Here is a 24,141-nt window from a genome sequence, read left to right as displayed (position 1 = left end):
CCGCCGTGGCGCCCTGCGCCGACGCCCGGTAGCGTGACCCGGGAAAGGGGTACGGAGGGTCGGCAACCGGCAAAACCGGAGGTCGGAGCACGCGGAGGCGTGCGATTCCAAGGTGGCGACAGGGGCGTCGGCTTTCGCTTTGACCTCTGCTCGTGTGGTAGGTACTCTCTTTCCTTGTGCCTGGGGTGTCCCCGGGTTCTTGTGCCTGCGCTCACCCGACATCCGGCTCGGATGCGTCCGTGAGAGGGTGCAGGAGACCGAAACACATACCTCCCGATTCCGTTCCGCGCTGAAGACTGGGCGACACGCCCGACCGCGGGGGCCGGATAGGCAGGTAGGCGATGGCCCTACACCCAGGGAAACAGGCCATCCAGCAGCACATTGAAGATGCAGTCAACAGACCGCTTGGCACGAAGAAGACGGAGACGCGGTGCCCACGATCCAGCAGCTGGTCCGAAAGGGCCGCCAGGACAAGGTCGATAAGGCCAAGACTCCGGCGCTCAAGGGGAGCCCGCAGCGTCGCGGCGTGTGCACCCGCGTTTACACGACGACGCCGAAGAAGCCGAACTCGGCGCTTCGCAAGGTGGCGCGTGTTCGCCTGACGAGTGGCATTGAGGTCACGGCGTACATCCCCGGTGAGGGTCACAACCTGCAGGAGCACTCGATCGTGCTCGTCCGCGGTGGTCGTGTGAAGGACCTCCCGGGTGTTCGCTACAAGATCATTCGGGGTTCGCTTGACACCCAGGGTGTCAAGAACCGCAAGCAGGCGCGCAGCCGCTACGGCGCGAAGAAGGAGAAGAGCTAATGCCTCGCAAGGGCCCGGCCCCGAAGCGACCGGTCATCATCGACCCGGTGTACAACTCGCCGTTGGTCACCTCGCTGGTGAACAAGGTCCTGCTGGACGGCAAGCGCTCCACCGCCGAGCGGATCGTGTACGGCGCGCTCGAAGGCTGCCGTGAGAAGACCGGCACCGACCCCGTCATCACGCTCAAGCGCGCGCTCGAGAACGTGAAGCCGACCCTCGAGGTCCGCAGCCGCCGTGTCGGTGGCGCGACCTACCAGGTCCCGGTCGAGGTCCGCCCCGGCCGCTCCACCACGCTCGCTCTCCGCTGGCTCGTCGGTTACTCCCGCGCCCGTCGCGAGAAGACGATGACCGAGCGTCTGATGAACGAGCTGCTGGACGCCAGCAACGGTCTTGGCGCTGCTGTGAAGAAGCGCGAAGACACGCACAAGATGGCCGACTCCAACAAGGCCTTCGCGCACTACCGCTGGTAGTCGTCACCCCGTCGAACGAGATACGAGAGAGAAAGCCACATGGCTACCACTGCTCTTGACCTGGCCAGGGTCCGGAACATCGGGATCATGGCTCACATCGACGCGGGCAAGACCACGACGACTGAGCGGATCCTGTTCTACACGGGCGTGAACTACAAGATCGGCGAGGTCCACGAGGGCGCCGCCACCATGGACTGGATGGAGCAGGAGCAGGAGCGTGGTATCACCATCACCTCCGCTGCCACCACCTGTCACTGGACGCTCGAAGATGTAGACAACACGATCAACATCATCGACACCCCGGGCCACGTGGACTTCACGGTCGAGGTGGAGCGTTCGCTCCGCGTCCTCGACGGTGCGGTCACCGTGTTCGACGGTGTCGCGGGTGTCGAGCCGCAGTCCGAGACGGTGTGGCGTCAGGCCGACCGTTACGGCGTCCCGCGCATCTGCTTCGTGAACAAGCTGGACCGCACCGGCGCGGAGTTCTTCCGCTGTGTCGACATGATCGTCGACCGCCTGGGCGCGACCCCGCTCGTCATGCAGGTGCCGATCGGTGCCGAGGCCGACTTCCAGGGCGTCGTGGACCTGGTCCGCATGAAGGCCCTGGTGTGGTCCGCCGAGGCGGCCAAGGGCGAGATGTACGACGTCGTCGACATCCCGGCCACGCACACCGAGATCGCGCAGACCTGGCGCGAGAAGCTCGTGGAGACCATCTCCGAGCACGACGAAGAGATGATGGAGATGTTCCTCGAGGGCCAGGAGCCCACCGAGGAGCAGCTGTTCGCGGCCATCCGCCGCGCCACCATCGCTTCGACGAGCGAGGAAAAGAAGGACGAGCCGACCTTCACCCCGGTCTTCTGCGGAACCGCCTTCAAGAACAAGGGCGTTCAGCCGCTGCTCGACGCCGTCGTGCGTTACCTGCCGTCGCCCCTCGACCGTGAGGTCATCGAGGGCCACAAGGTGGGCGACGAGTCGACGGTCATCGAGCGCCGGCCGGCCGAGACCGAGCCGCTGGCCGCTCTCGCGTTCAAGATCATGAGCGACCCGCACCTCGGGAAGCTCACCTTCGTCCGGGTGTACTCGGGCCGCATGGAGTCGGGGTCGGCTGTCCTCAACTCCGTGAAGGGCAAGAAGGAGCGCATCGGCAAGATCTACCGGATGCACGCGAACAAGCGTGAGGAGATCCCGAGCGCCGGTGCCGGCGACATCGTCGCCGTCATGGGCCTGAAGGACACCACCACCGGTGAGACGCTGTCGGACAACGCGAACCCGGTCATCCTCGAGTCGATGACCTTCCCGGCCCCGGTCATCCAGGTCGCCATCGAGCCCAAGTCGAAGGGCGACCAGGAGAAGCTCGGCGTCGCGATCCAGCGGCTCGCCGAAGAAGACCCCTCCTTCCAGGTGCACACCGACGAGGAGACCGGCCAGACCATCATCGGCGGCATGGGCGAACTGCACCTCGAGGTGCTGGTCGACCGCATGAAGCGCGAGTTCAAGGTCGAGGCCAACGTCGGCAAGCCGCAGGTGGCTTACCGCGAGACGATCCGTTCGGCTGTCGAGCGCGTGGACTACACGCACAAGAAGCAGACCGGCGGTTCGGGTCAGTTCGCCAAGGTGCAGATCGGCATCGAGCCGCTCGACGCCGGTGGCGACGACAACTACGAGTTCGTCAACAAGGTCACCGGTGGCCGTATCCCCCGGGAGTACATCCCGTCGGTGGACTCCGGTTGCCAGGAGGCCATGGAGTTCGGCGTTCTCGCCGGCTTCCCGCTGGTGGGTGTGCGGGTCATCCTGCACGACGGTGCCTACCACGAGGTGGACTCCTCCGAGCTGGCCTTCAAGATCGCCGGTTCCATGGCGTTCAAGGAGGCGGCCCGCAAGGCGAACCCGGCGCTTCTCGAGCCGATGATGGCCGTGGAGGTGACGACGCCCGAGGACTACATGGGCGACGTCATCGGCGACCTGAACTCGCGCCGCGGCCAGATCCAGGCCATGGAGGAGCGCAGCGGAGCCCGCGTTGTGAAGGCTCTCGTTCCGCTGTCGGAGATGTTCGGCTACGTCGGCGACCTCCGGAGCAAGACCTCGGGCCGGGCCAGCTACAGCATGCAGTTCGACTCGTACGCCGAGGTTCCCAAGAACGTCGCGGACGAGATCATCGCCAAGTCCCGCGGCGAGTAAGACACACCGTCACGGGACATGGGGCCCGGAGTCCTTCGCGGGATTCCGGGCCACCGGCCCGCCCCAGATCACCCCGACGTCGTACGGCGTAAAGAACCAGTCCACAGGAGGACCCCAGTGGCGAAGGCGAAGTTCGAGCGGACTAAGCCGCACGTCAACATCGGCACCATCGGTCACATCGACCACGGTAAGACGACCCTTACCGCGGCGATCACCCGCGTGCTGCACGACGCGTACCCGGACCTGAACCCCTTCACGCCGTTCGACCAGATCGACAAGGCGCCGGAAGAGCGTCAGCGCGGTATCACGATCTCCATCGCGCACGTGGAGTACCAGACGGAGAACCGTCACTACGCCCACGTCGACTGCCCGGGTCACGCGGACTACATCAAGAACATGATCACCGGTGCCGCGCAGATGGACGGCGCCATCCTCGTGGTCGCCGCCACCGACGGCCCGATGCCGCAGACCAAGGAGCACGTGCTCCTGGCCCGCCAGGTCGGCGTTCCGTACATCGTTGTCGCCCTGAACAAGGCCGACATGGTGGACGACGAGGAGATCCTGGAGCTCGTCGAGCTCGAGGTCCGTGAGCTGCTCTCCGAGTACGAGTTCCCGGGCGACGACCTTCCGGTCGTGCGCGTCTCGGCGCTCAAGGCCCTCGAGGGCGACGCGGAGTGGGGCGGCAAGCTCCTCGAGCTGATGGCCGCGGTCGACGAGTCGATCCCGACTCCCGAGCGCGACGTCGACAAGCCGTTCCTGATGCCGGTCGAGGACGTCTTCACGATCACCGGTCGCGGTACGGTCGTCACCGGCCGTATCGAGCGCGGTATCGTCAAGGTCAACGAGACCGTCGACATCGTGGGCATCAAGAACGAGAAGACCACCACCACGGTCACCGGCATCGAGATGTTCCGCAAGCTGCTCGACGAGGGCCAGGCGGGCGAGAACGTCGGTCTGCTCCTCCGCGGCATCAAGCGCGAGGACGTCGAGCGCGGCCAGGTCATCATCAAGCCGGGTTCGGTCACGCCGCACACCGACTTCGAGGCCCAGGTCTACATCCTGTCCAAGGACGAGGGTGGCCGTCACACGCCGTTCTTCAACAACTATCGTCCGCAGTTCTACTTCCGGACGACGGACGTTACCGGCGTGGTGACCCTCCCCGAGGGCACCGAGATGGTGATGCCCGGTGACAACACCGGCATGACCGTCGCCCTGATCCAGCCGATCGCCATGGAGGAGGGCCTGCGCTTCGCCATCCGCGAAGGCGGCCGTACCGTCGGCGCCGGCCAGGTCGTCAAGATCCTCAAGTGATCATCGTCCCGCCCGTCGGCCCGCAAGGGCCGGCGGGCGGGACTTTGTTCGTGCCGAAAGGCATGGGAGATCACACCCCCGTTTGTTGGCGGGGCGGACTCCCCACTGTGACTACGGGGCCGCGTGTGCCGGCATCGCGCTAGCGCACGGACCTCGATTGGCCAAGGCGGCACTCCGTGTTGCATACTGGTCAAGTTGCCCGGTTCGGCCAAGGGGCCTTTGTGTGCCTTTGCCGCGAGCCCTGGCTGTGCGTTCTCACGTGTGAGGGCGTCCGGTTCGGTCGACGGGCTTCAGTGTGGACCAGCCTCCCCGCCGCCCATCGCGTGTTTGCGCGCGTGGTCGTCTCGTGGACGCATCGATGCTCAGCCGCTTGCCGCAGCGGCGCGGGCAGTGCGTTCCGTTGCTTGCTCCGGCTCCCCGAGCCTCCCCTGAAGGGGTGTTCAAGGGTGCCATGCGGGCAACAAGGCGACACGCCCGACCGCGGGGGTCGGAGGACGAGGAGCCCGGAAGGGCTTCCGGACAACACTTCCTCCCGCGACAGCGGGGGTGATCCGCAGCGGTACGAGAGAAGGAATCCAAAGCAGCCATGGCGGGACAGAAGATCCGCATCCGGCTCAAGGCCTACGACCACGAGGTCATCGACAGCTCGGCGCGCAAGATCGTCGAGACGGTGACCCGTACGGGTGCGCAGGTCGCGGGCCCGGTGCCGCTGCCGACCGAGAAGAACGTGTACTGCGTCATCCGCTCGCCGCACAAGTACAAGGACTCGCGCGAGCACTTCGAGATGCGCACTCACAAGCGGCTCATCGACATTCTCGACCCGACGCCGAAGACCGTCGACTCGCTCATGCGTCTCGACCTGCCGGCCGGTGTCGACATCGAGATCAAGCTCTGAGGACGCACCGACGATGACGAAGCAGATGAAGGGCATCCTGGGCACCAAGCTCGGCATGACCCAGGTCTGGGACGAGAACAACCGCGTCGTTCCGGTGACCGTCGTCCAGGCCGGGCCGTGCGTCGTGACCCAGGTCCGTACCTCCGACACGGACGGCTACAGCGCCGTCCAGATCGCGTACGGGCAGATCGACCCGCGCAAGGTCAACAAGCCGCTGGCCGGCCACTTCGCCAAGGCGAACGTGACGCCGCGCCGCCACCTGGTGGAGCTCCGCACCTCCGACGCCGGCGACTACGCGCTCGGCCAGGAGATCAACGCGGACGTCTTCGAGCCCGGCCAGAAGGTCGACGTCTCGGGCACCAGCAAGGGCAAGGGCACCGCCGGTGTCATGAAGCGCCACGGCTTCCACGGCCTCGGCGCCTCGCACGGTACCCAGCGCAAGCACCGCTCGCCGGGTTCCATCGGCGGCTGTGCCACCCCGGGCCGCGTGTTCAAGGGTGTGCGCATGGCGGGCCGCATGGGCAACGTGCGCGTGTCCACTCAGAACCTGACCGTCCACGCTGTCGACGCCGAGAAGGGCCTCATCCTGGTCAAGGGTGCGGTTCCCGGTCCGAACGGCGGCCTCGTCCTGGTCCGCACCGCGGCCAAGGGGGCGTGAACCACATGACCAGCATTGACGTTCTCTCGCCGGCCGGCGAGAAGACCGGCTCCGTCGACCTCCCCGCGGAGATCTTCGGCGTCCAGGTGAGCATCCCGACGATCCACCAGGTCGTCGTGGCGCAGCTCGCCGCCGCCCGCCAGGGCACGCACAAGACGAAGACGCGTGGCGAGGTCCGCGGCGGCGGCCGGAAGCCGTACCGCCAGAAGGGCACCGGCCGCGCCCGTCAGGGCTCGACCCGCGCCCCGCAGTTCGCGGGCGGCGGCGTGGTCCACGGACCCGTGCCGCGCGACTACGCGCAGCGGACCCCGAAGAAGATGAAGGCTGCCGCGCTTCGCGGTGCACTGACCGACCGTGCCGTGCACGCGCGCATCCACTGCGTGTCCGCGCTGGTCGACGGTGACGCCTCCACCAAGGCCGCCAAGACCCTTCTGGGCAAGATCAGCGAGCGCAAGCACGTGCTCCTGGTCGTCGAGAAGGACGACACGGCCGCCTGGCTGAGTGCCCGCAACCTCCCGCAGGTGCACATCCTCGAGCCGGGTCAGCTGAACACCTACGACGTGCTCGTTTCCGACGACGTGGTCTTCACCAAGGCCGCTCTGGACCGGTTCATCGCCGGCTCGCCCTCGGGCAAGTCCGCGACGGCCGTTGCCACTTCGAGCGAGCTTGAAGGGAGCGACGAGGCGTGAGCGAGACCACGCAGGTCACCAGCAAGACCTTCACCGACCCGCGCGACGTGCTGCTGAAGCCGGTGATCTCGGAGAAGTCCTACGGGCTCCTCGACGAGAACAAGTACACGTTCATCGTCCACCCGGACGCGAACAAGACCCAGATCAAGCAGGCCGTCATCGCGGTCTTCGGGGTCAAGGTCACGGACGTGAACACGATCAACCGGCAGGGAAAGCGCAAGCGTTCCAAGACCGGCTTCGGTAAGCGCAAGGACACGAAGCGAGCGATCGTCACCCTGGCCGAGGGCGAGCGGATCGACATCTTCGGTGGACCCGTCGGCTGACGGCCGCTGATACGGACGAGGACTAAGAGAAGCCATGGGCATCCGCAAGTACAAGCCGACGACTCCGGGCCGTCGTGGCGCCAGCGTCGCCGACTTCGTCGAGATCACGCGGTCCACGCCGGAGAAGTCGCTGGTCCGCCCGCTGCACAGCAAGGGTGGTCGTAACAACCACGGTCGCGTGACCACGCGCCACCAGGGTGGCGGCCACAAGCGTGCGTACCGCGTCATCGACTTCCGCCGGAACGACAAGGACGGCGTGCCGGCCAAGGTCGCGCACATCGAGTACGACCCCAACCGCACCGCGCGCATCGCGCTGCTGCACTACGCGGACGGCGAGAAGCGCTACATCCTGGCGCCGAACAAGCTCCGCCAGGGCGACCGGATCGAGAACGGCCCGACGGCCGACATCAAGCCGGGCAACAACCTGCAGCTGCGCAACATCCCGGTCGGTACGGTCGTGCACGCGATCGAGCTGCGTCCGGGCGGCGGCGCCAAGATGGCCCGCTCCGCCGGTGCCAGCGTCCAGCTGCTGGCCAAGGAAGGCGCGTTCGCGACCCTCCGTATGCCGTCGGGTGAGATCCGCCTGGTCGACGTCCGCTGCCGCGCCACTGTCGGCGAGGTCGGCAACGCCGAGCAGTCGAACATCAACTGGGGCAAGGCCGGCCGCATGCGCTGGAAGGGCAAGCGCCCGACCGTCCGCGGTGTGGCGATGAACCCGATCGACCACCCGCACGGTGGTGGTGAGGGCAAGACCTCCGGTGGTCGCCACCCGGTTTCGCCGTGGGGCCAGAAGGAAGGTCGCACCCGCCGGCCGAAGAAGGCCAGCGACAAGCTGATCATCCGCCGCCGCAAGACGAACAAGAAGCGCTAGGAGCAGGTCTGATGCCGCGCAGTCTGAAGAAGGGGCCCTTCGTCGACGACCACCTGATCAAGAAGGTGGACGTGCAGAACGAAAAGGGCACCAAGAACGTCATCAAGACCTGGTCCCGCCGCTCGATGATCATCCCGGCGATGCTGGGTCACACCATCGCGGTACACGACGGCCGTAAGCACGTCCCGGTGTTCGTCACCGAGGCGATGGTCGGCCACAAGCTCGGCGAGTTCGCCCCGACCCGGACCTTCCGTGGCCACGAGAAGGACGACCGCAAGTCGCGTCGTCGCTGACCGGCGAGCTACAAGGAAACCGAACTGAGATGAACAAGGGGACTTCAATGGAAGCCAGGGCCCAGGCGCGGTACATCCGCGTCACGCCCATGAAGGCTCGCCGGGTTGTCGACCTGATCCGCGGCGTCGACGCCGCCGATGCGCAGGCAATCCTGCGCTTCGCGCAGCAGGCCGCGAGCGAGCCGGTGGGCAAGGTGCTGGACAGCGCCATCGCCAACGCCGGGCACAACCACAACCTCGACACGAACAACCTGTACGTGTCCGAGGCGTACGTCGACGAGGGCCCGACCCTGAAGCGGTTCCGGCCGCGTGCCCAGGGCCGCGCGTACCGCATCCGCAAGCGCACCAGCCACATCACCGTGGTTGTCGCCGAGAAGGAGAGGACCCGCTAGTGGGCCAGAAGGTTAACCCGCACGGGTTCCGCCTCGGTATCACCACGGACTTCAAGTCGCGCTGGTACGCCGACAAGCTGTACAAGGACTACGTCAAGGAAGACGTCGCCATCCGCCGGATGATGACGCAGGGCATGGAGCGGGCCGGCATCTCCAAGGTGGAGATCGAGCGCACCCGCGACCGCGTCCGCGTCGACATCCACACCGCCCGGCCGGGCATTGTCATCGGCCGCCGCGGCGCGGAAGCCGACCGCATCCGGGGCGACCTCGAGAAGCTGACCGGCAAGCAGGTCCAGCTGAACATCCTCGAGGTCAAGAACCCCGAGATCGACGCGCAGCTCGTGGCGCAGGGCGTCGCCGAGCAGCTTTCGTCGCGTGTCTCCTTCCGCCGCGCCATGCGCAAGGCGATGCAGACCGCGATGAAGTCGGGTGCCAAGGGCATCAAGATCCAGTGCGGCGGCCGCCTCGGCGGCGCGGAGATGTCGCGCTCGGAGTTCTACCGCGAGGGTCGTGTGCCGCTGCACACGCTGCGCGCGAACGTCGAGTACGGCTTCTTCGAGGCCCGCACCACCTTCGGCCGTATCGGCGTGAAGGTCTGGATCTACAAGGGCGACGTCAAGAACATCGCCGAGGTCCGCGCGGACAACGCCGCGGCGCGTGCGGGCAACCGCCCGTCGCGTGGCCCGGGCGGCAGCGACCGTCCGCGTGGCGGCCGCGGTGGCGAGCGTCGTGGCGGTGGCCGCGGCGGACGCCCGCAGAACGAAGCGCCGGCGACCGAGTCCGCTGACTCCGCCGCGCCGGCTGCCGAGGCTGCGACCCCGGCGCCCGAGACCGGAACGGAGGCCTGACCCCGATGCTGATCCCCCGCAGGGTCAAGCACCGCAAGCAGCACCACCCCAAGCGCGGTGGGCGCGCCAAGGGCGGAACGGAACTCGCGTTCGGCGAGTACGGCATCCAGGCCCTGGGCCAGGCGTACGTGACCAACCGGCAGATCGAGTCGGCCCGTATTGCCATCACCCGGCACATCCGCCGTGGTGGCAAGGTCTGGATCAACATCTACCCGGACCGTCCGCTGACCAAGAAGCCGGCCGAAACCCGCATGGGTTCCGGTAAGGGCTCGCCCGAGTGGTGGGTCGCGAACGTCAAGCCCGGTCGGGTGATGTTCGAGCTGTCGTACCCGAACGAGAAGGTGGCTCGCGAGGCGCTTCTGCGCGCCACGCACAAGCTGCCGATGAAGTGCCGGATTGTCCGGCGCGAGGCAGGTGAGGCGTGATGGCGGCCGGGACCAAGGCGTCCGAGCTGCGCGACCTGGCGGACGAGGAACTCGTCGCCAAGCTGCGTGAGGCCAAGGAGGAGCTGTTCAACCTCCGTTTCCAGGCGGCGACCGGGCAGCTCGAGAACCACGGGCGGCTCAAGGCGGTCCGCAAGGACATCGCCCGCATCTACACGCTGATGCGCGAGCGCGAGCTCGGGATCGTCAGCGTGGAGGAGACCGGAGGCGCGGCGTGAGCGAGAAGACTGAGATGACTGACACCCGGGGATTCCGCAAGACCCGTGAGGGCCTCGTCGTCAGCGACAAGATGGACAAGACCGTCGTCGTCGCCGTCGAGGACCGCGTGAAGCACCCGCTCTACGGCAAGGTCATCCGCCGCACGAGCAAGCTGAAGGCTCACGACGAGCAGAACGCCTGCGGCGTCGGCGACCGCGTCCTCCTCATGGAGACCCGGCCGCTGTCCGCCAGCAAGCGGTGGCGCATCGTCGAGATCCTCGAGAAGGCCAAGTAGCGAGCGCCGGGCAGGCCCACTGAGGTGGGCCTGCGCCGCGACGTGACGATCAGGAGTTAGACGTGATCCAGCAGGAGTCGCGACTGCGAGTCGCCGACAACACGGGTGCCAAGGAGATCCTTTGCATCCGTGTGCTCGGCGGGTCCGGCCGGCGCTACGCGGGCATCGGGGACGTCATTGTTGCCACCGTTAAGGACGCGATCCCCGGTGGCAACGTGAAGAAGGGCGACGTCGTCAAGGCTGTCGTCGTGCGGACCGTCAAGGAGCGCCGCCGTGTGGACGGCTCCTACATCCGCTTCGACGAGAACGCCGCCGTCATCCTCAAGAACGACGGAGAACCCCGCGGTACCCGCATCTTCGGCCCGGTCGGCCGTGAACTGCGCGAGAAGAAGTTCATGAAGATCATCTCGCTCGCGCCGGAGGTGCTGTAAGCCATGGCGAAGAGCATGAAGATCAAGAAGGGTGACCTGGTCCAGGTCATCACGGGCAAGGACAAGGGCAAGCAGGGCAAGGTCATTGCGGCCTACCCGCAGCTCGACCGCGTCCTCGTCGAGGGTGTCAACCGGATCAAGAAGCACACCAAGGTCGGCCAGTCCGCCAAGGGTGCCAAGACCGGCGGCATCATCACCCAGGAAGCCCCTGTCCACATCAGCAACGTGATGCTGGTCGTGGAGCAGGACGGCAAGAAGGTCCCCACGCGCGTCGGCTACCGGTTCGACGACGAGGGCAACAAGATCCGGATCGCCAAGCGGACCGGTGAGGACATCTGATGACTGTCACCACTGAGGCACGGGCGCTTCCGCGTCTGAAGCAGCGCTACCGGGACGAGATCCAGGGCAAGCTGCGTGACGAGTTCCAGTTCGAGAACGTCATGCAGATCCCGGGCGTCGTCAAGGTCGTCGTCAACATGGGTGTGGGCGACGCCGCCCGCGACTCCAAGCTGATCGACGGTGCGATCAAGGACCTGATGGCCATCACCGGCCAGAAGCCGCAGGTCACCAAGGCCCGCAAGTCCATCGCGCAGTTCAAGCTGCGCGAGGGCCAGCCGATCGGCGCGCACGTCACGCTGCGCGGCGACCGCATGTGGGAGTTCCTGGACCGCCTGGTCTCCGTCGCGCTGCCGCGTATCCGCGACTTCCGCGGGCTTTCGCCGAAGCAGTTCGACGGCCGCGGGAACTACACCTTCGGTCTCACCGAGCAGTCGATGTTCCACGAGATCGACCAGGACAAGATCGACCGGGTTCGCGGCATGGACATCACTGTGGTGACCACGGCCACGAACAACGACGAGGGCCGGGCTCTGCTGCGCCACCTCGGCTTCCCGTTCAAGGAAGCGTGAGCAGCCGTCTAGGCTGAGCGTCGCAATAAGGAGAGCTGAAGTGGCGAAGAAGGCCCTGATTGCCAAGGCCGCTCGCAAGCCGAAGTTCGCGGTGCGCGGTTACACGCGCTGCCAGCGGTGCGGTCGTCCGCACTCGGTGTACCGCAAGTTCGGCCTCTGCCGCGTGTGCCTTCGCGTGATGGCGCACGCCGGCGAGCTGCCCGGCGTCACCAAGAGCAGCTGGTAAGCGAACCCCGCTTGCCGGCACCACTCCGCCTCGGCGGGGTGTCCGTTTCAAACGCTGTAGGTCCCGTCCCGCAGTCGCCTGTGGTGCCGCCCCTCTTCCGGGAGGGGCGGCCCCGGGACAGATCGCATTTCGGGAAACCGCGGCGAGAAAGGCCCTGAGGCCGTCATGACCATGACCGACCCCATCGCAGACATGCTCACGCGTCTGCGGAATGCCAACTCGGCATACCACGACGATGTCGTGATGCCGTTCAGCAAGATCAAGTCGCACATCGCGGAGATCCTCCAGCAGGAGGGTTACATCCAGGGCTGGCGCGTCGAGGACGCCGAGGTCGGCAAGAACCTCGTCATCGACCTGAAGTTCGGCCCGAACCGCGAGCGCTCGGTCGCCGGCATCCGCCGCGTTTCGAAGCCCGGTCTGCGGGTGTACGCAAAGTCCACGAACCTGCCGAAGGTGCTGGGAGGCCTCGGCGTCGCGATCATCTCGACGTCGCAGGGTCTGCTGACCGACCGTCAGGCTGCCAAGAAGGGCGTGGGCGGGGAAGTCCTCGCCTTCGTCTGGTAACGGGAAAGGAGGATAGGCAATGTCGCGTATTGGACGGCTGCCCATCCCGGTTCCCACCGGCGTGGACGTCACCATCAATGGCCGCGAGGTCGTCGTGAAGGGCCCCAAGGGCACCCTGTCGCACAATCTCGCCGCTCCGATCGAGATCGCCAAGTCCGAGGACGGCACCCTTGCGGTGACCCGCCCGAACGACGAGCGCCTCTCGAAGGCCCTGCACGGGCTGTCCCGGACGCTGGTGGCGAACATGATCACCGGTGTGACCCAGGGATACGTCAAGAAGCTCGAAATCAGCGGTGTCGGTTACCGTGTCGCGGCGAAGGGCTCCTCGCTGGAGTTCGCGCTCGGCTACAGCCACCCGATCGTCGTCGACGCCCCCGAGGGCATCTCCTTCGTCGTCGAAAGCCCGACCAAGTTCTCGGTCGAGGGCATCGACAAGCAGAAGGTCGGCGAGGTCGCTGCCAACATCCGCAAGCTTCGCAAGCCCGACCCGTACAAGGCCAAGGGTGTGAAGTACGCGGGTGAGGTCATCCGCCGCAAGGTCGGAAAGGCTGGTAAGTAGGCATGGCCGTCGGTGTGAAGATCGGCAAGGGCGTCGCGAAGAAGTCGACGTCCCGCAAGCGCCGGCACATCCGGGTCCGGAAGCGTGTTTCCGGCACCCCGCAGCGGCCTCGTCTGGTCGTGACCCGTTCCACGCGCCACATCGTGGTTCAGGTGATCGACGACCTGGCCGGTGTCACCCTGGCGTCCGCCTCGACGATGGACGAGTCCATCCGCGGCGGCGAGGGCGACAAGACCGCAAAGGCGCGCAAGGTCGGCGAGCTCGTCGCTGAGCGGGCCAAGGCCGCGGGCATCGAGACCGTGGTGTTCGACCGTGGTGGCAACAAGTACCACGGCCGTATCGCCGCGTTGGCCGATGCCGCGCGTGAGAACGGGCTGGCTTTCTGAGCCCGCTGGTCCGGACAAGCTTCGTACGACAGATGAGGATTTTCTGATGGCTGGACCCCAGCGCCGCGGTGGCGGCGCCGGCGGCGGCGAGCGTCGGGACCGGCGGGATCGGCGGGACGGCGGAGCCGCCGCCGAGAAGACCGCGTACGTCGAGCGCGTTGTCGCGATCAACCGTGTAGCCAAGGTCGTCAAGGGCGGCCGCCGCTTCAGCTTCACCGCGCTGGTCGTGGTGGGCGACGGCGACGGCACCGTCGGTGTCGGCTACGGGAAGGCCAAGGAGGTGCCGGCCGCCATCGCCAAGGGTGTGGAGGAGGCCAAGAAGCACTTCTTCAAGGTCCCCCGTATCCAGGGCACCATTCCGCACCCGATCCAGGGTGAGGCGGCGGCCGGTGTCGTGCTGCTCAAGCCGGCTTCCCCCGGTACCGGTGTCATCGCCGGTGGCCCGGTGCGTGCCGTGCTCGAGTGCGCCGGCATCCACGACGTGCTGAGCAAGTCGCTCGGCTCGGACAACGCGATCAACATCGTCCATGCGACGGTGGCGGCCCTCAAGGGTCTCCAGCGTCCCGAGGAGATCGCGGCTCGCCGCGGGCTTCCGCTCGAGGACGTGGCCCCGGCCGCTCTCCTGCGCGCCCGCGCGGGAGTGGGTGCGTGATGGCTCGCCTCAAGGTCACCCAGGTCCGATCCAAGATCGGCAGCAAGCAGAACCAGCGGGACACGCTCCGGTCCCTCGGTCTCAAGCGCCTTCACGACGTCGTCGTGAAGGAAGACCGTCCGGAGATCCGCGGGATGATTTTCACGGTGAAGCACTTGGTCACCGTCGAGGAGGTGGACTGACATGGCTGGGGAGAACCCGCTGAAGGTGCACCACCTGCGGCCCGCCCCGGGCGCCAAGACCGCCAAGACCCGTGTGGGTCGTGGTGAGGCGTCGAAGGGTAAGACCGCCGGTCGCGGTACCAAGGGCACCAAGGCCCGCTACCAGGTTCCGGAGCGCTTCGAGGGTGGGCAGATGCCCCTCCACATGCGGCTTCCGAAGCTGAAGGGCTTCAAGAACCCGTTCCGCACCGAGTACCAGGTCGTGAACCTGGACAAGCTCAGTGCCCTGTTCCCCGAGGGCGGCGACGTGACCGTCGACGAACTCGTGGCCAAGGGTGCGGTTCGCAAGAACCAGCTGGTCAAGGTGCTCGGCCAGGGCGAGATCACCGTTGCCGTCCGAGTGAAGGTGCACGCCTTCTCCGGTGCGGCGAAGGAGAAGATCGCGGCGGCCGGCGGCTCGGCCGACGAGCTGTAAAGCAACGGCTGTTTGGCAGGGGCGCCTCACCGGTAAGGTGGTGGCGCCCCTGCGTCGTCTGCGGCCAGGCCGCACACAGCACCAGGGTCCCGGTCGGAACCCCGGATTCCACTTCCGGGACCGCCGTAATTCCCCCGGTCCGTGCGACACTTCCGCGGTCCGACGCTGTTATTGTCCGTGAGGTTCCAACCGGTACCGGCCCGTACAACGCGGGACCGATCGATCAAACGACTCGCTCGCCTGAGCGAGGCGCAGGAGGCAGTGTGCTCACCGCTTTCGGCCGGGCGTTCCGCACGCCCGACCTGCGCAAGAAGCTGCTCTTCACGCTGGGGATCATCGTCCTGTTCCGGATCGGGTCGCACATCCCCGTCCCGGGCGTGTCCTTCCAGATGGTCCGCACGTGCGTCGATGCCGCGGACCAGGGCGGCCTCTTCGGCCTGGTGAACATGTTCAGCGGCGGCGCGCTGCTGCAACTCACGATCTTCGCGCTCGGCATCATGCCGTATATCACCGCGAGCATCATCCTTCAGCTGCTGACGGTGGTGATCCCACGCCTCGAAGCCCTCAAGAAGGAGGGCCAGGCCGGCACCACCAAGATCACCCAGTACACCCGGTACCTGACCATCGCCCTGGCGATCCTGCAGTCGACCGCGCTGGTCGCGACGGCGCGGAGCGGCGCGCTGTTCAACAGCGCGGGCGGCGGTGCGTGCGTCCCGTCGCAGATCGTTCCGGACCAGAGCCTGTTCCGGATCGTCGTGATGGTCGCCGTGATGACCGCCGGTACGTCGGTGATCATGTGGCTGGGCGAACTGGTCACGGACCGCGGCATCGGCAACGGCATGTCCGTGCTGATGTTCGTCTCCGTGGCGGCGGGCTTCCCGTCCGCGCTGTGGAACATCAAGCAGACCGGCACGCTGGGCGGCGGCTGGGTGGCCTTCTTCACGGTCATCGCGGTCGGCCTGCTCATGGTCGCGCTGGTCGTCTTCGTCGAACAGGCGCAACGCCGCATCCCGGTGCAGTACGCCAAGCGGATGATCGGGCGCCGTGCGTACGGCGGAACGTCGACGTACATCCCGCTGAAGGTGAACCAGGCGGGCATCATCCCCGTGATTTTCGCCTCGTCGCTGCTCTACATTCCGGCGCTCATCGCACAGTTCTCCGGCAGCAAGTCGGGCTGGGCGGTGTGGATCCAGAACAACTTCGTCAAGGGTGACCACCCGCTTTACATGATCACGTACTTCCTCCTGATCGTGTTCTTCGCCTTCTTCTATGTGGCGATCACGTTCAACCCCGAGGAAGTTGCCGACAACATGAAGAAGTATGGTGGTTTCATCCCGGGCATCCGCGCCGGCAGACCGACTGCGGAGTACCTGAACTACATCCTTACCCGGATCACGTGGCCCGGATCGCTCTACCTGGGCATGATCGCGCTCGTACCCATGATCGCGCTCGTGCTCTTCAACTCCACCAACAGCTTCCCGTTCGGTGGTACGAGCATCCTGATCATCGTGGGAGTGGGTCTGGAAACCGTGAAGCAGATCGAGAGCCAGCTCCAGCAGCGCAACTACGAAGGCTTCCTCCGCTAAATGCGTATCGTTCTTGTGGGCCCCCCCGGCGCGGGTAAGGGGACCCAGGCCCAGTTCATCGCGACAAACCTGTCGATCCCCGCGATCTCGACGGGTGACCTGTTCCGCAGCAACGTAGGCCAGGGCACTCCGCTCGGCCTCGAAGCGAAGAAGTACATGGACGCGGGAAACCTCGTCCCCGACGAGGTGACCATCGGCATGGTCCGCGACCGGCTCGCCCAGCCGGACGCCGCCGACGGCTTCCTGTTGGACGGCTTCCCGCGGAACACCGCGCAGGCCAAGGTGCTCGACGAGATTCTGGCCGGGCACGGCACGCAGCTCGACGCGGTCCTCGAACTCGAGGTCCCGTCGAAGGAGATCATCCAGCGGTTGTCCGGGCGCCGGCAGTGCCGGGCGAACGGCCACGTCTGCCACATAGTGTTCGATCCGCCGAAGACCGAGGGCGTCTGCGACGAGTGCGGCAGCGAGCTGTACCAGCGCGAGGACGACCGCGAGGAGACGGTGAAGCACCGTCTCGACGTGTACAAGGAGCAGACCGAGCCGTTGATCGGCTACTACTCCGAGAAGGCGATCCTCGTGGTGATCGACGCGACGGGACGGGTGGGCGACGTCACCGAGCGTGCGATGACCGCGTTGAAGCCCTTCGCGAAGCAGGACTGACGCGGGGGCCCTTCGGGGCATACACCCAGCGCCATGCGGCATGGGCGATCCGGGAGATCCGGGTCGCCCATGTTCGCGTTTCGGAGCGGGTATCGGGGGACCAGAGCATGACCGACGAGGCGACGCCGCACGCGGCGCGGAAGGACAGCAACCCGGTGATCAAGAGGCGGCGTAGCAAGATCGAGCGCAAGACCCCGGAGCAGATCGAGAAGATGCGCCGGGCGGGTGCGGTCGTCGCGGACACGCTGGCGAAGCTGCGCGCCGCCGCGGTGCCGGGGGCGACCACGCGGGAGCTCGACGCGCTGGCGGAGGCGTCGATCCGGGGGGCCGGGGCGGTGCCGTCGTTCAAGGGCTACCACGGGTTCCCGGCGTCGATCTGCGCGTCGGTGAACGACGTGGTGGTGCACGGGATTCCGGACGACACCCCGCTGCGGGACGGCGACCTGATCTCCATCGACTGCGGCGCGATCCTCGACGGGTGGCACGGCGACTCGGCGATCACCGTCGCCGTCGGCGCGGTGTCCGACGAGTTGGCCGAGCTGAGCCGGGTGTGCGAGGAGTCGATGTACGCGGGCATCGCGGCGGCGGTGCCGGGCGCGCGGCTGACCGACATCAGCCACGCGATCGAGAAGGCGATCCGCGCGAACGCGCCGGCGGGCGGCGGGCAGTACGGCATCGTCCAGGACTACGGCGGCCACGGCATCGGCACCGAGATGCACCAGGACCCGCACATCCTCAACTACGGGCGTCCGGGCCTGGGCCCGGAACTGCTGCCCGGCGTGTGCCTCGCCATCGAGCCGATGGTGACCCTGGGCAAGCCGGACACCTTCACCATGCCGGACGAGTGGACGGTGAAGACCACCGCGGGCGGTTTCGCCTCGCACTGGGAGCACTCCATCGCCGTCACGGCCGACGGCCCGGTCATCCTGACCCGCCCGCTGGACTGAGGGACGGGCGAGGCGCGGCGGGGTGTGCCGGCGGTCGGCTCACGGCCGGACGCTGCGGCCCCGTTGTCGCGGCGTGAACCGAGGCCGTCGGTCGGGGAGTTCGGGCCTCGCCCGGCACGCCCCCGGCGAGGCTGCCGTGGGCGTCTGCCCCGTCCTATCCTGTGCGCATGGACAGTGACGCGGCACGGCCGGTGACCGACGCGGAGCGCGAGCGGGTGACCGGCATTCTGCGGGAGCAGATGGCGTCCGGGCGCCTGGCGCTCTCCGACTACCAGGCCCGGCTGCGGCGGGTGCGTGCCGCGGCGACCGCGGGGGAGTTGGACGCCGTGCTGCGGGATCTGCCGGGGCGCCGCGACGACGGCGACGGGGAAGAGCCGCCCCACGCGGCCGCGAGCCCGTCGGCCGAGGCGGCACCCGAGCAGGCGGCGAGCGGCGCCAAGCGCGCGGGCTGCGGGGGAGCGGCCGCGACACTGGTCGCGGTGTCGGCTGTCGTCTGCGCGGCCGCCGGGTGGGCGAAGCGAACGGGCTGAGCCCGGAGGCCGCTCCACGGGTCGGCCCGACGCGGCCCCGACGACCGCCCGCGGGCCGACCGGGACCTGTGTACACCTCGTGCTGCTGCTCCTCGCCGCCCCGACCGGCATCCCGTAGGCCGTGACCCGCGTCGGCGGACCCTTCTCGCGTCCTTGCTGGTCACCCGCCGATTCCGTGGACGATTGAGCCGGTCGTGCGGCGTGTCGTGAGGCGGTGATGCGGTACCGTGCCCGGCTCGGTTTCCCATCTCGTGGGTATGTGGCTTAGACTGACTCGTCGGCTTGTCTGTGCCGCTTTTCACCACGCCTTCGACGAAGCGCCCGCTGCGCGGGTTTCGCGAGGTCCGGCTGCGGCAGTCACGGCAGCCACAGGTAGCTGATCCCGAGTAGATGAAGCGCGGAGGACATGCCCAAAAAGCAAGGGGCCATCGAGATCGAGGGCACTGTCATCGAGTCTCTCCCCAACGCCATGTTTCGCGTCGAGCTGCAGAACGGGCACAAGGTCCTCGCGCACATCAGCGGGAAGATGCGGATGCACTACATCCGCATCCTTCCGGACGACCGGGTTGTGGTCGAACTGAGCCCGTACGACCTGACCCGCGGCCGGATCGTCTACCGCTACAAGTAGGCGAGCCCCCGTCGCGCAAGCGCGGGTGCAAACCGATAACCGCCTCGGCGACGAGGGTGCCCCAGGGCGCCCTCGTCAGCACGTACCGGAGAGATCATGAAGGTCAAGCCGAGCGTCAAGAAGATCTGTGACAAGTGCAAGGTGATCCGCCGTCACGGCCGGGTCATGGTGATCTGCGAGAACCTGCGCCACAAGCAGCGCCAGGGCTGAGCAGTCACCGCGCACGCGGCACGCGATCGTCGCGCGACGCACGCACCACGTAAGAGTCGCAGCACCCGACCCCCGCAGTAGTCGAGCGCGGGACGCCACCCCCGGACGAAGGCCGGGGACCGAAGGACCCTGTGAACGGACCTTCCGGATCGGTGCTGTGCAGAACCTTCGACGAACCCAGGAGCCACGTACATGGCACGCCTTGTCGGCGTTGACCTGCCCCGCGACAAGCGGGTCGAGGTCGCACTCACCTACATCTTCGGCGTCGGTCGCACCCGCGCGCTGGAGACCCTGAGCAACACCGGCGTCAACCCGGACACCCGCGTCCGCGACCTGACCGAGGACGACCTCGTCAAGCTGCGCGACTGGATCGACGCGAACTACCGCGTCGAGGGCGACCTGCGCCGCGAGGTCCAGGCCGACATCCGCCGCAAGGTGGAGATCGGCTGCTACGAGGGCCTGCGCCACCGCCGCGGTCTTCCGGTCCGCGGACAGCGCACGCACACCAACGCGCGTACCCGCAAGGGCCCGCGTCGCGCCATCGCCGGCAAGAAGAAGCCGGGCAAGAAGTAGTCCGCTAACGCCGGATCACACGGTTCGCGTTACGCAGGACCGACGACCTCAGGAGTTTCCAGCAGATGCCTCCCAAGAGCCGCACCGGCGCCAAGAAGGTGCGCCGCAAGGAAAAGAAGAACGTCGCTCACGGGCACGCCCACATCAAGAGCACGTTCAACAACACGATCGTGTCGATCACCGACCCGCAGGGCAACGTGATCTCGTGGGCTTCCGCGGGCCACGTCGGCTTCAAGGGCTCGCGCAAGTCGACCCCCTTCGCCGCGCAGATGGCTGCCGAGTCGGCGGCCCGCCGTGCCCAGGAGCACGGCATGCGCAAGGTTGATGTCTTCGTCAAGGGCCCGGGTTCGGGTCGTGAGACCGCCATCCGCTCGCTCCAGGCGACCGGCCTTGAGGTGGGTTCCATCCAGGACGTCACCCCCGTGCCGCACAACGGCTGCCGCCCCCCCAAGCGCCGCCGCGTCTGACCTGAGTCCGAGTAGGAGTTAAAGAACCATGGCGCGTTACACCGGCGCTGACTGCAAGCGCTGCCGTCGCGAGAAGATGAAGCTGTTCCTCAAGGGCAGCAAGTGCGAAGGGCCGAAGTGCCCGATCGAGATCCGCCCGTACCCGCCGGGTGAGCACGGCCGCGGCCGTACCAAGGACAGCGAGTACCTGCTGCAGATGCGCGAGAAGCAGAAGTGCGCGCGCATCTACGGCGTCCTCGAGAAGCAGTTCCGCGGCTACTACGAGGAGGCGAACCGCAAGCAGGGCAAGACCGGCGAGAACCTGCTCCGCATCCTCGAGTCGCGTCTCGACAACGTGGTCTACCGTGCGGGCTTCGCCAAGTCCCGCGACCACGCCCGCCAGCTGGTCCGCCACGGCCACATCACGGTCAACGGCGTCAAGACGGACATCCCGTCGGCCCGCGTCAGCGAGAACGACATCGTCGAGGTCCGCAAGGACTCGCTGGAGCTGACCCCGTTCGTGGTCGCCCGTGCCGAGGCCGGCGAGCGCCCGGTTCCGGCGTGGATCGAGGTCATCCCGAGCAAGATGCGGATCCTCGTGCACTCCCTGCCCGCGCGTCAGGTCATCGACACGCAGGTGCAGGAGCAGCTCATCGTCGAGCTGTACTCGAAGTAATCCGCGGTTTTCCGCGAATTCCTTCGGGAACGTAGGACAGATTTTCGGGTCGGGCGGGCCGGGTTTTACCGGTCCGCCCGTACCCTTGCCATAGCCATCGGTGTCATATAGCGGGCACCGGAGACATGGAGGAAGACCATGCTGATCGCGCAGCGTCCCACGCTGACCGAAGATGTTGTCGACGAGTACCGCTCCCGGTTCGTCATCGAGCCGCTGGAGCCGGGCTTCGGCTACACCCTCGGCAACTCGCTCCGCCGTACGCTCCTGTCGTCGATCCCGGGTGCCGCCGTGACGAGCATCCGCGTCGACGGCGTCCTGCACGAGTTCACCACCGTGCCGGGCGTCAAGGAGGACGTCACCGACCTCATCCTCAACATCAAGCAGCTGGTCGTCTCCTCGGAGCACGACGAGCCGGTCGTGATGTACCTGCGCAAGCAGGGCCCGGGTGTGGTCACCGCCGGCGACATCGCGCCGCCGGCCGGGGTCGAGGTGCACAACCCCGAGCTGGTCCTGGCGACGCTGAACGCCAAGGGCAAGCTGGAGATGGAGCTGACCGTCGAGCGCGGTCGCGGCTACGTCTCCGCGGTGCAGAACAAGCAGGCGGGCCAGGAGATCGGCCGGATCCCGGTCGACTCGATCTACTCGCCCGTCATGAAGGTCACGTACAAGGTCGAGGCGACCCGTGTCGAGCAGCGCACGGACTTCGACAAGCTGATCGTGGACGTCGAGACCAAGCCGTCGATGCGTCCGCGCGACGCGATGGCCTCGGCCGGCAAGACCCTGGTCGAGCTGTTCGGCCTGGCCCGCGAGCTGAACGTCGACGCCGAAGGCATCGACATGGGCCCGTCGCCGACGGACGCCGCGCTCGCGGCCGACCTGGCGCTGCCGATCGAAGAGCTGGAACTGACCGTCCGCTCGTACAACTGCCTCAAGCGCGAGGGCATCCACACCGTGGGTGAGCTGGTCGCGCGCAGCGAGGCCGACCTGCTGGACATCCGCAACTTCGGTGCGAAGTCCATCGACGAGGTCAAGGCGAAGCTGGCCGGCATGGGCCTCGCGCTCAAGGACAGCCCGCCCGGATTCGACCCGACCGCCGCGGCCGACAGCTTCGGCGACGAGGACGACCACGGGTTCGCGGAGACCGAGCAGTACTGAGCGACGGATTCCCGTCGAGGGTCGCAACGCTGACCGACTCGTACGGATCACCGCTGATCGTCGCCCGGGGCTCCGGCTCCGGGCGGACCGCCCCCGGCAGGCATGCCGGGGGCTCGCGTCCGTGCCGTCCGGCACGGGCGGACTGACACCGGTACCTGATACGGCCGGTGCAGGGATATCAAGGAGAAAGAAATGCCCAAGCCCGCCAAGGGTGCGCGCCTCGGTGGCGGCCCGGCTCACGAGCGCCTGCTTCTCTCGGGCCTCGCGACCGCGCTGTTCGAGCACGGTCGGATCACCACGACCGAGGCCAAGGCGCGTCGGCTGCGTCCGGTCGCGGAGAAGCTGATCACGAAGGCGAAGCGCGGCGACCTGCACGCGCGCCGCCAGGTGCTCACCGTCGTCCGCGACAAGAGCGTCGTGCACACGCTGTTCGAGGAGATCGGCCCGCGCTACGCGAACCGTCCCGGTGGCTACACCCGTATCACCAAGGTCGGCAACCGCAAGGGCGACAACGCGCCGATGGCCGTCATCGAGCTTGTCGAGGCCCTGACCGTGGCGCAGACCGCGGTCGGCGAGGCCGAGGCCGCGACCAAGCGCTCCGTCAAGGAGCAGGAGGCCAAGGCCACCGAGGCAAAGGTCGAAGAGACCAAGGCCGAGGAGACCGAGGCTGCCGCCGACACGGAGGCGAAGGACGCCTGAGCGTCTCACCGCTGATGTAACGCAGGCCCGCTTTCCCCCTTCGGGTGGGGGAGCGGGCCTGTGGCTTTTGCGCGTGTGTCCTTTCCGCGCGGCACCTGCCGCGCCCGGTGAATGGGGTTGAGGGTGACTGCCGACGCGGGGCTGCTGCGGCTGCGGATCGATCTGGCGTACGACGGCGCCGAGTTCTCCGGCTGGGCGCGCCAGCCGGGGCTGCGGACCGTGCAGGGCACGTTGGAGCAGGCGCTGACCACGGTGCTGCGGCTGCCCAAGCCCGCGCAACTGACCGTGGCAGGGCGTACCGATGCCGGGGTGCACGCGCGCGGGCAGGTCGCGCACGTCGACATTCCCGTGGACAAGTGGACGATGGACGGCCACCAGTTGGTGCGGCGGCTGTCCGGGACGCTGCCGCGGGACGTCCGGGTGCGGTCGGTGTCCAAGGCGCCGGACGGCTTCGATGCGCGGTTCGCCGCGGAGTGGCGGCGTTATGCCTACCGGGTCAGCGACGCCGCGGGCGGCGTCGACCCGCTGCGGCGGGCCCACGTGGTGTGGCACGACCACCCGCTGGACGTGGCGCTGATGAACGACGCGGCCGGGCGGCTGCTCGGCGACCACGACTTCGCGGCGTACTGCAAGCGGCGCGAGGGCGCGTCGACGGTGCGGTGCCTGAAGGAGTTCCACTGGGTGCGCGAGACGCCGGGGGAGTCCGATGCGGGGCCGGGGTACACGCCGCTGGTGATCGCGTCGGTGCGGGCGGACGCGTTCTGCCACAACATGGTGCGGTCGCTGGTCGGCGCGATGCTGGCCGTGGGGTCGGGGCGGCGGCCGGTGGAGTGGCCGGCCGGGATACTCGCCGCGGGCAAGCGCGACTCGTCGGTGCACGTCGCGCCGGCGCACGGCCTGGTGCTGGAGGAAGTGGCCTACCCGTCGGACGAGAAACTGGCGGAGAGGGCGGCCAAGGCCAAGCGGCACCGGCTCGACGTGGTGTGACGGTCACGCTCCG

General features: G+C 67.5%; 37 protein-coding genes. All 37 read left to right on the top strand.

Features of this window, described 5'->3' with window-relative positions:
• The first annotated feature begins 430 nt into the window (after positions 1-430).
• The 37 genes from rpsL to truA all read left to right on the top strand — a co-directional run bounded on the left by rpsL (position 431) and on the right by truA (position 24,128).
• Positions 431-805, top strand: coding sequence for a 30S ribosomal protein S12 (gene rpsL / locus ACPA54_RS10725; protein WP_020549242.1), 375 nt, complete (start codon positions 431-433; stop codon positions 803-805).
• Positions 805-1,275 (top strand): 30S ribosomal protein S7, encoded by a 471-nt coding sequence (gene rpsG / locus ACPA54_RS10720; protein ID WP_345673595.1) that lies wholly within the window; start codon positions 805-807, stop codon positions 1,273-1,275. The genes rpsL and rpsG overlap by 1 nt, the downstream gene beginning before the upstream one ends.
• A gap of 39 nt (positions 1,276-1,314) precedes the next feature.
• Positions 1,315-3,453, top strand: coding sequence for an elongation factor G (fusA, locus tag ACPA54_RS10715; RefSeq protein WP_423528431.1), 2,139 nt, complete (start codon positions 1,315-1,317; stop codon positions 3,451-3,453).
• 117 nt (positions 3,454-3,570) lie between these two features.
• Positions 3,571-4,764 carry an elongation factor Tu gene (gene tuf / locus ACPA54_RS10710; protein ID WP_345673597.1) on the top strand — a complete coding sequence of 398 codons (1,194 nt, stop codon included), beginning with the start codon at positions 3,571-3,573 and terminating at the stop codon, positions 4,762-4,764.
• Between the two features lie 586 nt (positions 4,765-5,350).
• Positions 5,351-5,659, top strand: coding sequence for a 30S ribosomal protein S10 (gene rpsJ, locus ACPA54_RS10705; RefSeq protein ID WP_066889903.1), 309 nt, complete (start codon positions 5,351-5,353; stop codon positions 5,657-5,659).
• 13 nt (positions 5,660-5,672) lie between these two features.
• A complete protein-coding gene (rplC, locus tag ACPA54_RS10700) occupies positions 5,673-6,317 on the top strand; it encodes a 50S ribosomal protein L3 (protein ID WP_345673598.1) in 645 nt (214 codons plus the stop codon).
• Positions 6,318-6,322: 5 nt separating this feature from the next.
• On the top strand, positions 6,323-7,006 hold the full coding sequence (rplD, locus tag ACPA54_RS10695) for a 50S ribosomal protein L4 (protein ID WP_345673599.1): 684 nt from the start codon (positions 6,323-6,325) through the stop codon (positions 7,004-7,006).
• Positions 7,003-7,329, top strand: a complete 327-nt coding sequence (gene rplW / locus ACPA54_RS10690) for a 50S ribosomal protein L23 (protein ID WP_423528430.1) — start codon at positions 7,003-7,005, stop codon at positions 7,327-7,329. Before rplD ends, rplW begins: the two co-directional genes overlap by 4 nt.
• A 34-nt stretch (positions 7,330-7,363) precedes the next feature.
• Positions 7,364-8,200, top strand: a complete 837-nt coding sequence (gene rplB, locus ACPA54_RS10685) for a 50S ribosomal protein L2 (RefSeq protein WP_423528429.1) — start codon at positions 7,364-7,366, stop codon at positions 8,198-8,200.
• 11 nt (positions 8,201-8,211) lie between these two features.
• On the top strand, positions 8,212-8,493 hold the full coding sequence (gene rpsS, locus ACPA54_RS10680; RefSeq protein ID WP_345673603.1) for a 30S ribosomal protein S19: 282 nt from the start codon (positions 8,212-8,214) through the stop codon (positions 8,491-8,493).
• Positions 8,494-8,540: 47 nt separating this feature from the next.
• Positions 8,541-8,885 (top strand): 50S ribosomal protein L22, encoded by a 345-nt coding sequence (gene rplV / locus ACPA54_RS10675; RefSeq protein ID WP_423528428.1) that lies wholly within the window; start codon positions 8,541-8,543, stop codon positions 8,883-8,885.
• Positions 8,885-9,733, top strand: coding sequence for a 30S ribosomal protein S3 (rpsC, locus tag ACPA54_RS10670; protein WP_345673605.1), 849 nt, complete (start codon positions 8,885-8,887; stop codon positions 9,731-9,733). The genes rplV and rpsC overlap by 1 nt, the downstream gene beginning before the upstream one ends.
• A 5-nt stretch (positions 9,734-9,738) precedes the next feature.
• On the top strand, positions 9,739-10,158 hold the full coding sequence (rplP, locus tag ACPA54_RS10665; RefSeq protein ID WP_235054805.1) for a 50S ribosomal protein L16: 420 nt from the start codon (positions 9,739-9,741) through the stop codon (positions 10,156-10,158).
• Positions 10,158-10,394 carry a 50S ribosomal protein L29 gene (gene rpmC, locus ACPA54_RS10660; protein WP_281469068.1) on the top strand — a complete coding sequence of 79 codons (237 nt, stop codon included), beginning with the start codon at positions 10,158-10,160 and terminating at the stop codon, positions 10,392-10,394. Before rplP ends, rpmC begins: the two co-directional genes overlap by 1 nt.
• Positions 10,391-10,669, top strand: coding sequence for a 30S ribosomal protein S17 (rpsQ, locus tag ACPA54_RS10655; protein ID WP_423528427.1), 279 nt, complete (start codon positions 10,391-10,393; stop codon positions 10,667-10,669). Before rpmC ends, rpsQ begins: the two co-directional genes overlap by 4 nt.
• Positions 10,670-10,731: 62 nt before the next feature.
• Positions 10,732-11,100, top strand: a complete 369-nt coding sequence (gene rplN / locus ACPA54_RS10650; protein WP_235054803.1) for a 50S ribosomal protein L14 — start codon at positions 10,732-10,734, stop codon at positions 11,098-11,100.
• 15 nt (positions 11,101-11,115) lie between these two features.
• The gene (gene rplX, locus ACPA54_RS10645) at positions 11,116-11,439 is read left to right on the top strand and encodes a 50S ribosomal protein L24 (protein ID WP_345673907.1); all 324 of its coding nucleotides are present in this window, start codon (positions 11,116-11,118) and stop codon (positions 11,437-11,439) included.
• Positions 11,439-12,008, top strand: coding sequence for a 50S ribosomal protein L5 (gene rplE, locus ACPA54_RS10640; protein WP_345673608.1), 570 nt, complete (start codon positions 11,439-11,441; stop codon positions 12,006-12,008). The genes rplX and rplE overlap by 1 nt, the downstream gene beginning before the upstream one ends.
• Before the next feature lie 40 nt (positions 12,009-12,048).
• Complete coding sequence (locus ACPA54_RS10635; RefSeq protein ID WP_179814568.1) at positions 12,049-12,234, top strand: type Z 30S ribosomal protein S14; 186 nt, start codon at positions 12,049-12,051, stop codon at positions 12,232-12,234.
• 165 nt (positions 12,235-12,399) lie between these two features.
• Positions 12,400-12,798: a 30S ribosomal protein S8 gene (gene rpsH, locus ACPA54_RS10630; RefSeq protein ID WP_345673609.1), complete on the top strand. Its 399-nt coding sequence runs from the start codon at positions 12,400-12,402 to the stop codon at positions 12,796-12,798.
• 19 nt (positions 12,799-12,817) lie between these two features.
• Positions 12,818-13,357, top strand: a complete 540-nt coding sequence (rplF, locus tag ACPA54_RS10625; RefSeq protein WP_345673610.1) for a 50S ribosomal protein L6 — start codon at positions 12,818-12,820, stop codon at positions 13,355-13,357.
• A gap of 2 nt (positions 13,358-13,359) precedes the next feature.
• Positions 13,360-13,743: a 50S ribosomal protein L18 gene (gene rplR, locus ACPA54_RS10620; RefSeq protein ID WP_345673611.1), complete on the top strand. Its 384-nt coding sequence runs from the start codon at positions 13,360-13,362 to the stop codon at positions 13,741-13,743.
• A 46-nt stretch (positions 13,744-13,789) separates the two neighbouring features.
• The gene (gene rpsE / locus ACPA54_RS10615) at positions 13,790-14,395 is read left to right on the top strand and encodes a 30S ribosomal protein S5 (RefSeq protein ID WP_231778751.1); all 606 of its coding nucleotides are present in this window, start codon (positions 13,790-13,792) and stop codon (positions 14,393-14,395) included.
• The gene (gene rpmD / locus ACPA54_RS10610) at positions 14,395-14,577 is read left to right on the top strand and encodes a 50S ribosomal protein L30 (protein WP_345673612.1); all 183 of its coding nucleotides are present in this window, start codon (positions 14,395-14,397) and stop codon (positions 14,575-14,577) included. The genes rpsE and rpmD overlap by 1 nt, the downstream gene beginning before the upstream one ends.
• 1 nt (position 14,578) lies before the next feature.
• The gene (rplO, locus tag ACPA54_RS10605) at positions 14,579-15,031 is read left to right on the top strand and encodes a 50S ribosomal protein L15 (protein WP_345673613.1); all 453 of its coding nucleotides are present in this window, start codon (positions 14,579-14,581) and stop codon (positions 15,029-15,031) included.
• A gap of 263 nt (positions 15,032-15,294) precedes the next feature.
• Positions 15,295-16,617: a preprotein translocase subunit SecY gene (secY, locus tag ACPA54_RS10600; protein WP_423528426.1), complete on the top strand. Its 1,323-nt coding sequence runs from the start codon at positions 15,295-15,297 to the stop codon at positions 16,615-16,617.
• Positions 16,618-17,277, top strand: a complete 660-nt coding sequence (locus tag ACPA54_RS10595) for an adenylate kinase (protein WP_345673615.1) — start codon at positions 16,618-16,620, stop codon at positions 17,275-17,277.
• Between the two features lie 107 nt (positions 17,278-17,384).
• A complete protein-coding gene (map, locus tag ACPA54_RS10590; protein ID WP_423528425.1) occupies positions 17,385-18,224 on the top strand; it encodes a type I methionyl aminopeptidase in 840 nt (279 codons plus the stop codon).
• A gap of 167 nt (positions 18,225-18,391) precedes the next feature.
• A complete protein-coding gene (locus ACPA54_RS10585) occupies positions 18,392-18,754 on the top strand; it encodes a DUF1707 domain-containing protein (protein WP_423528424.1) in 363 nt (120 codons plus the stop codon).
• A 406-nt stretch (positions 18,755-19,160) separates the two neighbouring features.
• Entirely contained in the window at positions 19,161-19,382 is a 222-nt protein-coding gene (gene infA / locus ACPA54_RS10580) for a translation initiation factor IF-1 (protein ID WP_018382544.1), read from the top strand.
• A gap of 96 nt (positions 19,383-19,478) precedes the next feature.
• Positions 19,479-19,592: a 50S ribosomal protein L36 gene (gene rpmJ, locus ACPA54_RS10575; RefSeq protein WP_009740505.1), complete on the top strand. Its 114-nt coding sequence runs from the start codon at positions 19,479-19,481 to the stop codon at positions 19,590-19,592.
• A 192-nt stretch (positions 19,593-19,784) separates the two neighbouring features.
• Entirely contained in the window at positions 19,785-20,165 is a 381-nt protein-coding gene (rpsM, locus tag ACPA54_RS10570) for a 30S ribosomal protein S13 (protein ID WP_345673618.1), read from the top strand.
• Positions 20,166-20,230: 65 nt separating this feature from the next.
• The gene (gene rpsK / locus ACPA54_RS10565; RefSeq protein ID WP_345673619.1) at positions 20,231-20,632 is read left to right on the top strand and encodes a 30S ribosomal protein S11; all 402 of its coding nucleotides are present in this window, start codon (positions 20,231-20,233) and stop codon (positions 20,630-20,632) included.
• A 28-nt stretch (positions 20,633-20,660) separates the two neighbouring features.
• Positions 20,661-21,287, top strand: a complete 627-nt coding sequence (gene rpsD / locus ACPA54_RS10560) for a 30S ribosomal protein S4 (RefSeq protein ID WP_345673620.1) — start codon at positions 20,661-20,663, stop codon at positions 21,285-21,287.
• 138 nt (positions 21,288-21,425) lie between these two features.
• Positions 21,426-22,442, top strand: coding sequence for a DNA-directed RNA polymerase subunit alpha (locus tag ACPA54_RS10555; protein ID WP_345673622.1), 1,017 nt, complete (start codon positions 21,426-21,428; stop codon positions 22,440-22,442).
• A gap of 192 nt (positions 22,443-22,634) precedes the next feature.
• The gene (rplQ, locus tag ACPA54_RS10550) at positions 22,635-23,141 is read left to right on the top strand and encodes a 50S ribosomal protein L17 (RefSeq protein ID WP_423528423.1); all 507 of its coding nucleotides are present in this window, start codon (positions 22,635-22,637) and stop codon (positions 23,139-23,141) included.
• A gap of 123 nt (positions 23,142-23,264) precedes the next feature.
• On the top strand, positions 23,265-24,128 hold the full coding sequence (truA, locus tag ACPA54_RS10545; protein ID WP_423528422.1) for a tRNA pseudouridine(38-40) synthase TruA: 864 nt from the start codon (positions 23,265-23,267) through the stop codon (positions 24,126-24,128).
• Positions 24,129-24,141: the final 13 nt, after the last annotated feature.

Origin of the sequence: Uniformispora flossi (genome assembly GCF_049534875.1) — a bacterium.
In the GTDB taxonomy this organism is placed as follows: Bacteria; Actinomycetota; Actinomycetes; order Streptomycetales; family Streptomycetaceae; genus Yinghuangia; species Yinghuangia aomiensis.
Note: the sequence above shows the minus strand (reverse complement) of the source record. Positions and strands in the feature narration are given on the sequence as shown.

Bases quoted from the DNA above. Each gene is read 5' to 3' on its own strand.
- rplQ (WP_423528423.1), top strand. From the start codon at position 22,635: ATGCCCAAGCCCGCCAAGGGTGCGCGCCTCGGTGGCGGCCCGGCTCAC.
- ACPA54_RS10555 (WP_345673622.1), top strand. From the start codon at position 21,426: ATGCTGATCGCGCAGCGTCCCACGCTGACCGAAGATGTTGTCGACGAG.
- ACPA54_RS10585 (WP_423528424.1), top strand. From the start codon at position 18,392: ATGGACAGTGACGCGGCACGGCCGGTGACCGACGCGGAGCGCGAGCGG.
- rplB (WP_423528429.1), top strand. From the start codon at position 7,364: ATGGGCATCCGCAAGTACAAGCCGACGACTCCGGGCCGTCGTGGCGCC.
- rpsK (WP_345673619.1), top strand. From the start codon at position 20,231: ATGCCTCCCAAGAGCCGCACCGGCGCCAAGAAGGTGCGCCGCAAGGAA.
- rplR (WP_345673611.1), top strand. From the start codon at position 13,360: ATGGCCGTCGGTGTGAAGATCGGCAAGGGCGTCGCGAAGAAGTCGACG.
- rpmD (WP_345673612.1), top strand. From the start codon at position 14,395: ATGGCTCGCCTCAAGGTCACCCAGGTCCGATCCAAGATCGGCAGCAAG.
- fusA (WP_423528431.1), top strand. From the start codon at position 1,315: ATGGCTACCACTGCTCTTGACCTGGCCAGGGTCCGGAACATCGGGATC.
- infA (WP_018382544.1), top strand. From the start codon at position 19,161: ATGCCCAAAAAGCAAGGGGCCATCGAGATCGAGGGCACTGTCATCGAG.
- rplD (WP_345673599.1), top strand. From the start codon at position 6,323: ATGACCAGCATTGACGTTCTCTCGCCGGCCGGCGAGAAGACCGGCTCC.
- rplX (WP_345673907.1), top strand. From the start codon at position 11,116: ATGAAGATCAAGAAGGGTGACCTGGTCCAGGTCATCACGGGCAAGGAC.
- rplC (WP_345673598.1), top strand. From the start codon at position 5,673: ATGACGAAGCAGATGAAGGGCATCCTGGGCACCAAGCTCGGCATGACC.
- rpsJ (WP_066889903.1), top strand. From the start codon at position 5,351: ATGGCGGGACAGAAGATCCGCATCCGGCTCAAGGCCTACGACCACGAG.
- ACPA54_RS10595 (WP_345673615.1), top strand. From the start codon at position 16,618: ATGCGTATCGTTCTTGTGGGCCCCCCCGGCGCGGGTAAGGGGACCCAG.
- rpsS (WP_345673603.1), top strand. From the start codon at position 8,212: ATGCCGCGCAGTCTGAAGAAGGGGCCCTTCGTCGACGACCACCTGATC.
- rpmJ (WP_009740505.1), top strand. From the start codon at position 19,479: ATGAAGGTCAAGCCGAGCGTCAAGAAGATCTGTGACAAGTGCAAGGTG.
- rpsM (WP_345673618.1), top strand. From the start codon at position 19,785: ATGGCACGCCTTGTCGGCGTTGACCTGCCCCGCGACAAGCGGGTCGAG.
- rpsE (WP_231778751.1), top strand. From the start codon at position 13,790: ATGGCTGGACCCCAGCGCCGCGGTGGCGGCGCCGGCGGCGGCGAGCGT.
- rplF (WP_345673610.1), top strand. From the start codon at position 12,818: ATGTCGCGTATTGGACGGCTGCCCATCCCGGTTCCCACCGGCGTGGAC.
- rpsG (WP_345673595.1), top strand. From the start codon at position 805: ATGCCTCGCAAGGGCCCGGCCCCGAAGCGACCGGTCATCATCGACCCG.
- rpsH (WP_345673609.1), top strand. From the start codon at position 12,400: ATGACCATGACCGACCCCATCGCAGACATGCTCACGCGTCTGCGGAAT.
- rplP (WP_235054805.1), top strand. From the start codon at position 9,739: ATGCTGATCCCCCGCAGGGTCAAGCACCGCAAGCAGCACCACCCCAAG.
- rpsD (WP_345673620.1), top strand. From the start codon at position 20,661: ATGGCGCGTTACACCGGCGCTGACTGCAAGCGCTGCCGTCGCGAGAAG.
- rpmC (WP_281469068.1), top strand. From the start codon at position 10,158: ATGGCGGCCGGGACCAAGGCGTCCGAGCTGCGCGACCTGGCGGACGAG.
- map (WP_423528425.1), top strand. From the start codon at position 17,385: ATGACCGACGAGGCGACGCCGCACGCGGCGCGGAAGGACAGCAACCCG.
- rplE (WP_345673608.1), top strand. From the start codon at position 11,439: ATGACTGTCACCACTGAGGCACGGGCGCTTCCGCGTCTGAAGCAGCGC.
- rplO (WP_345673613.1), top strand. From the start codon at position 14,579: ATGGCTGGGGAGAACCCGCTGAAGGTGCACCACCTGCGGCCCGCCCCG.
- rplV (WP_423528428.1), top strand. From the start codon at position 8,541: ATGGAAGCCAGGGCCCAGGCGCGGTACATCCGCGTCACGCCCATGAAG.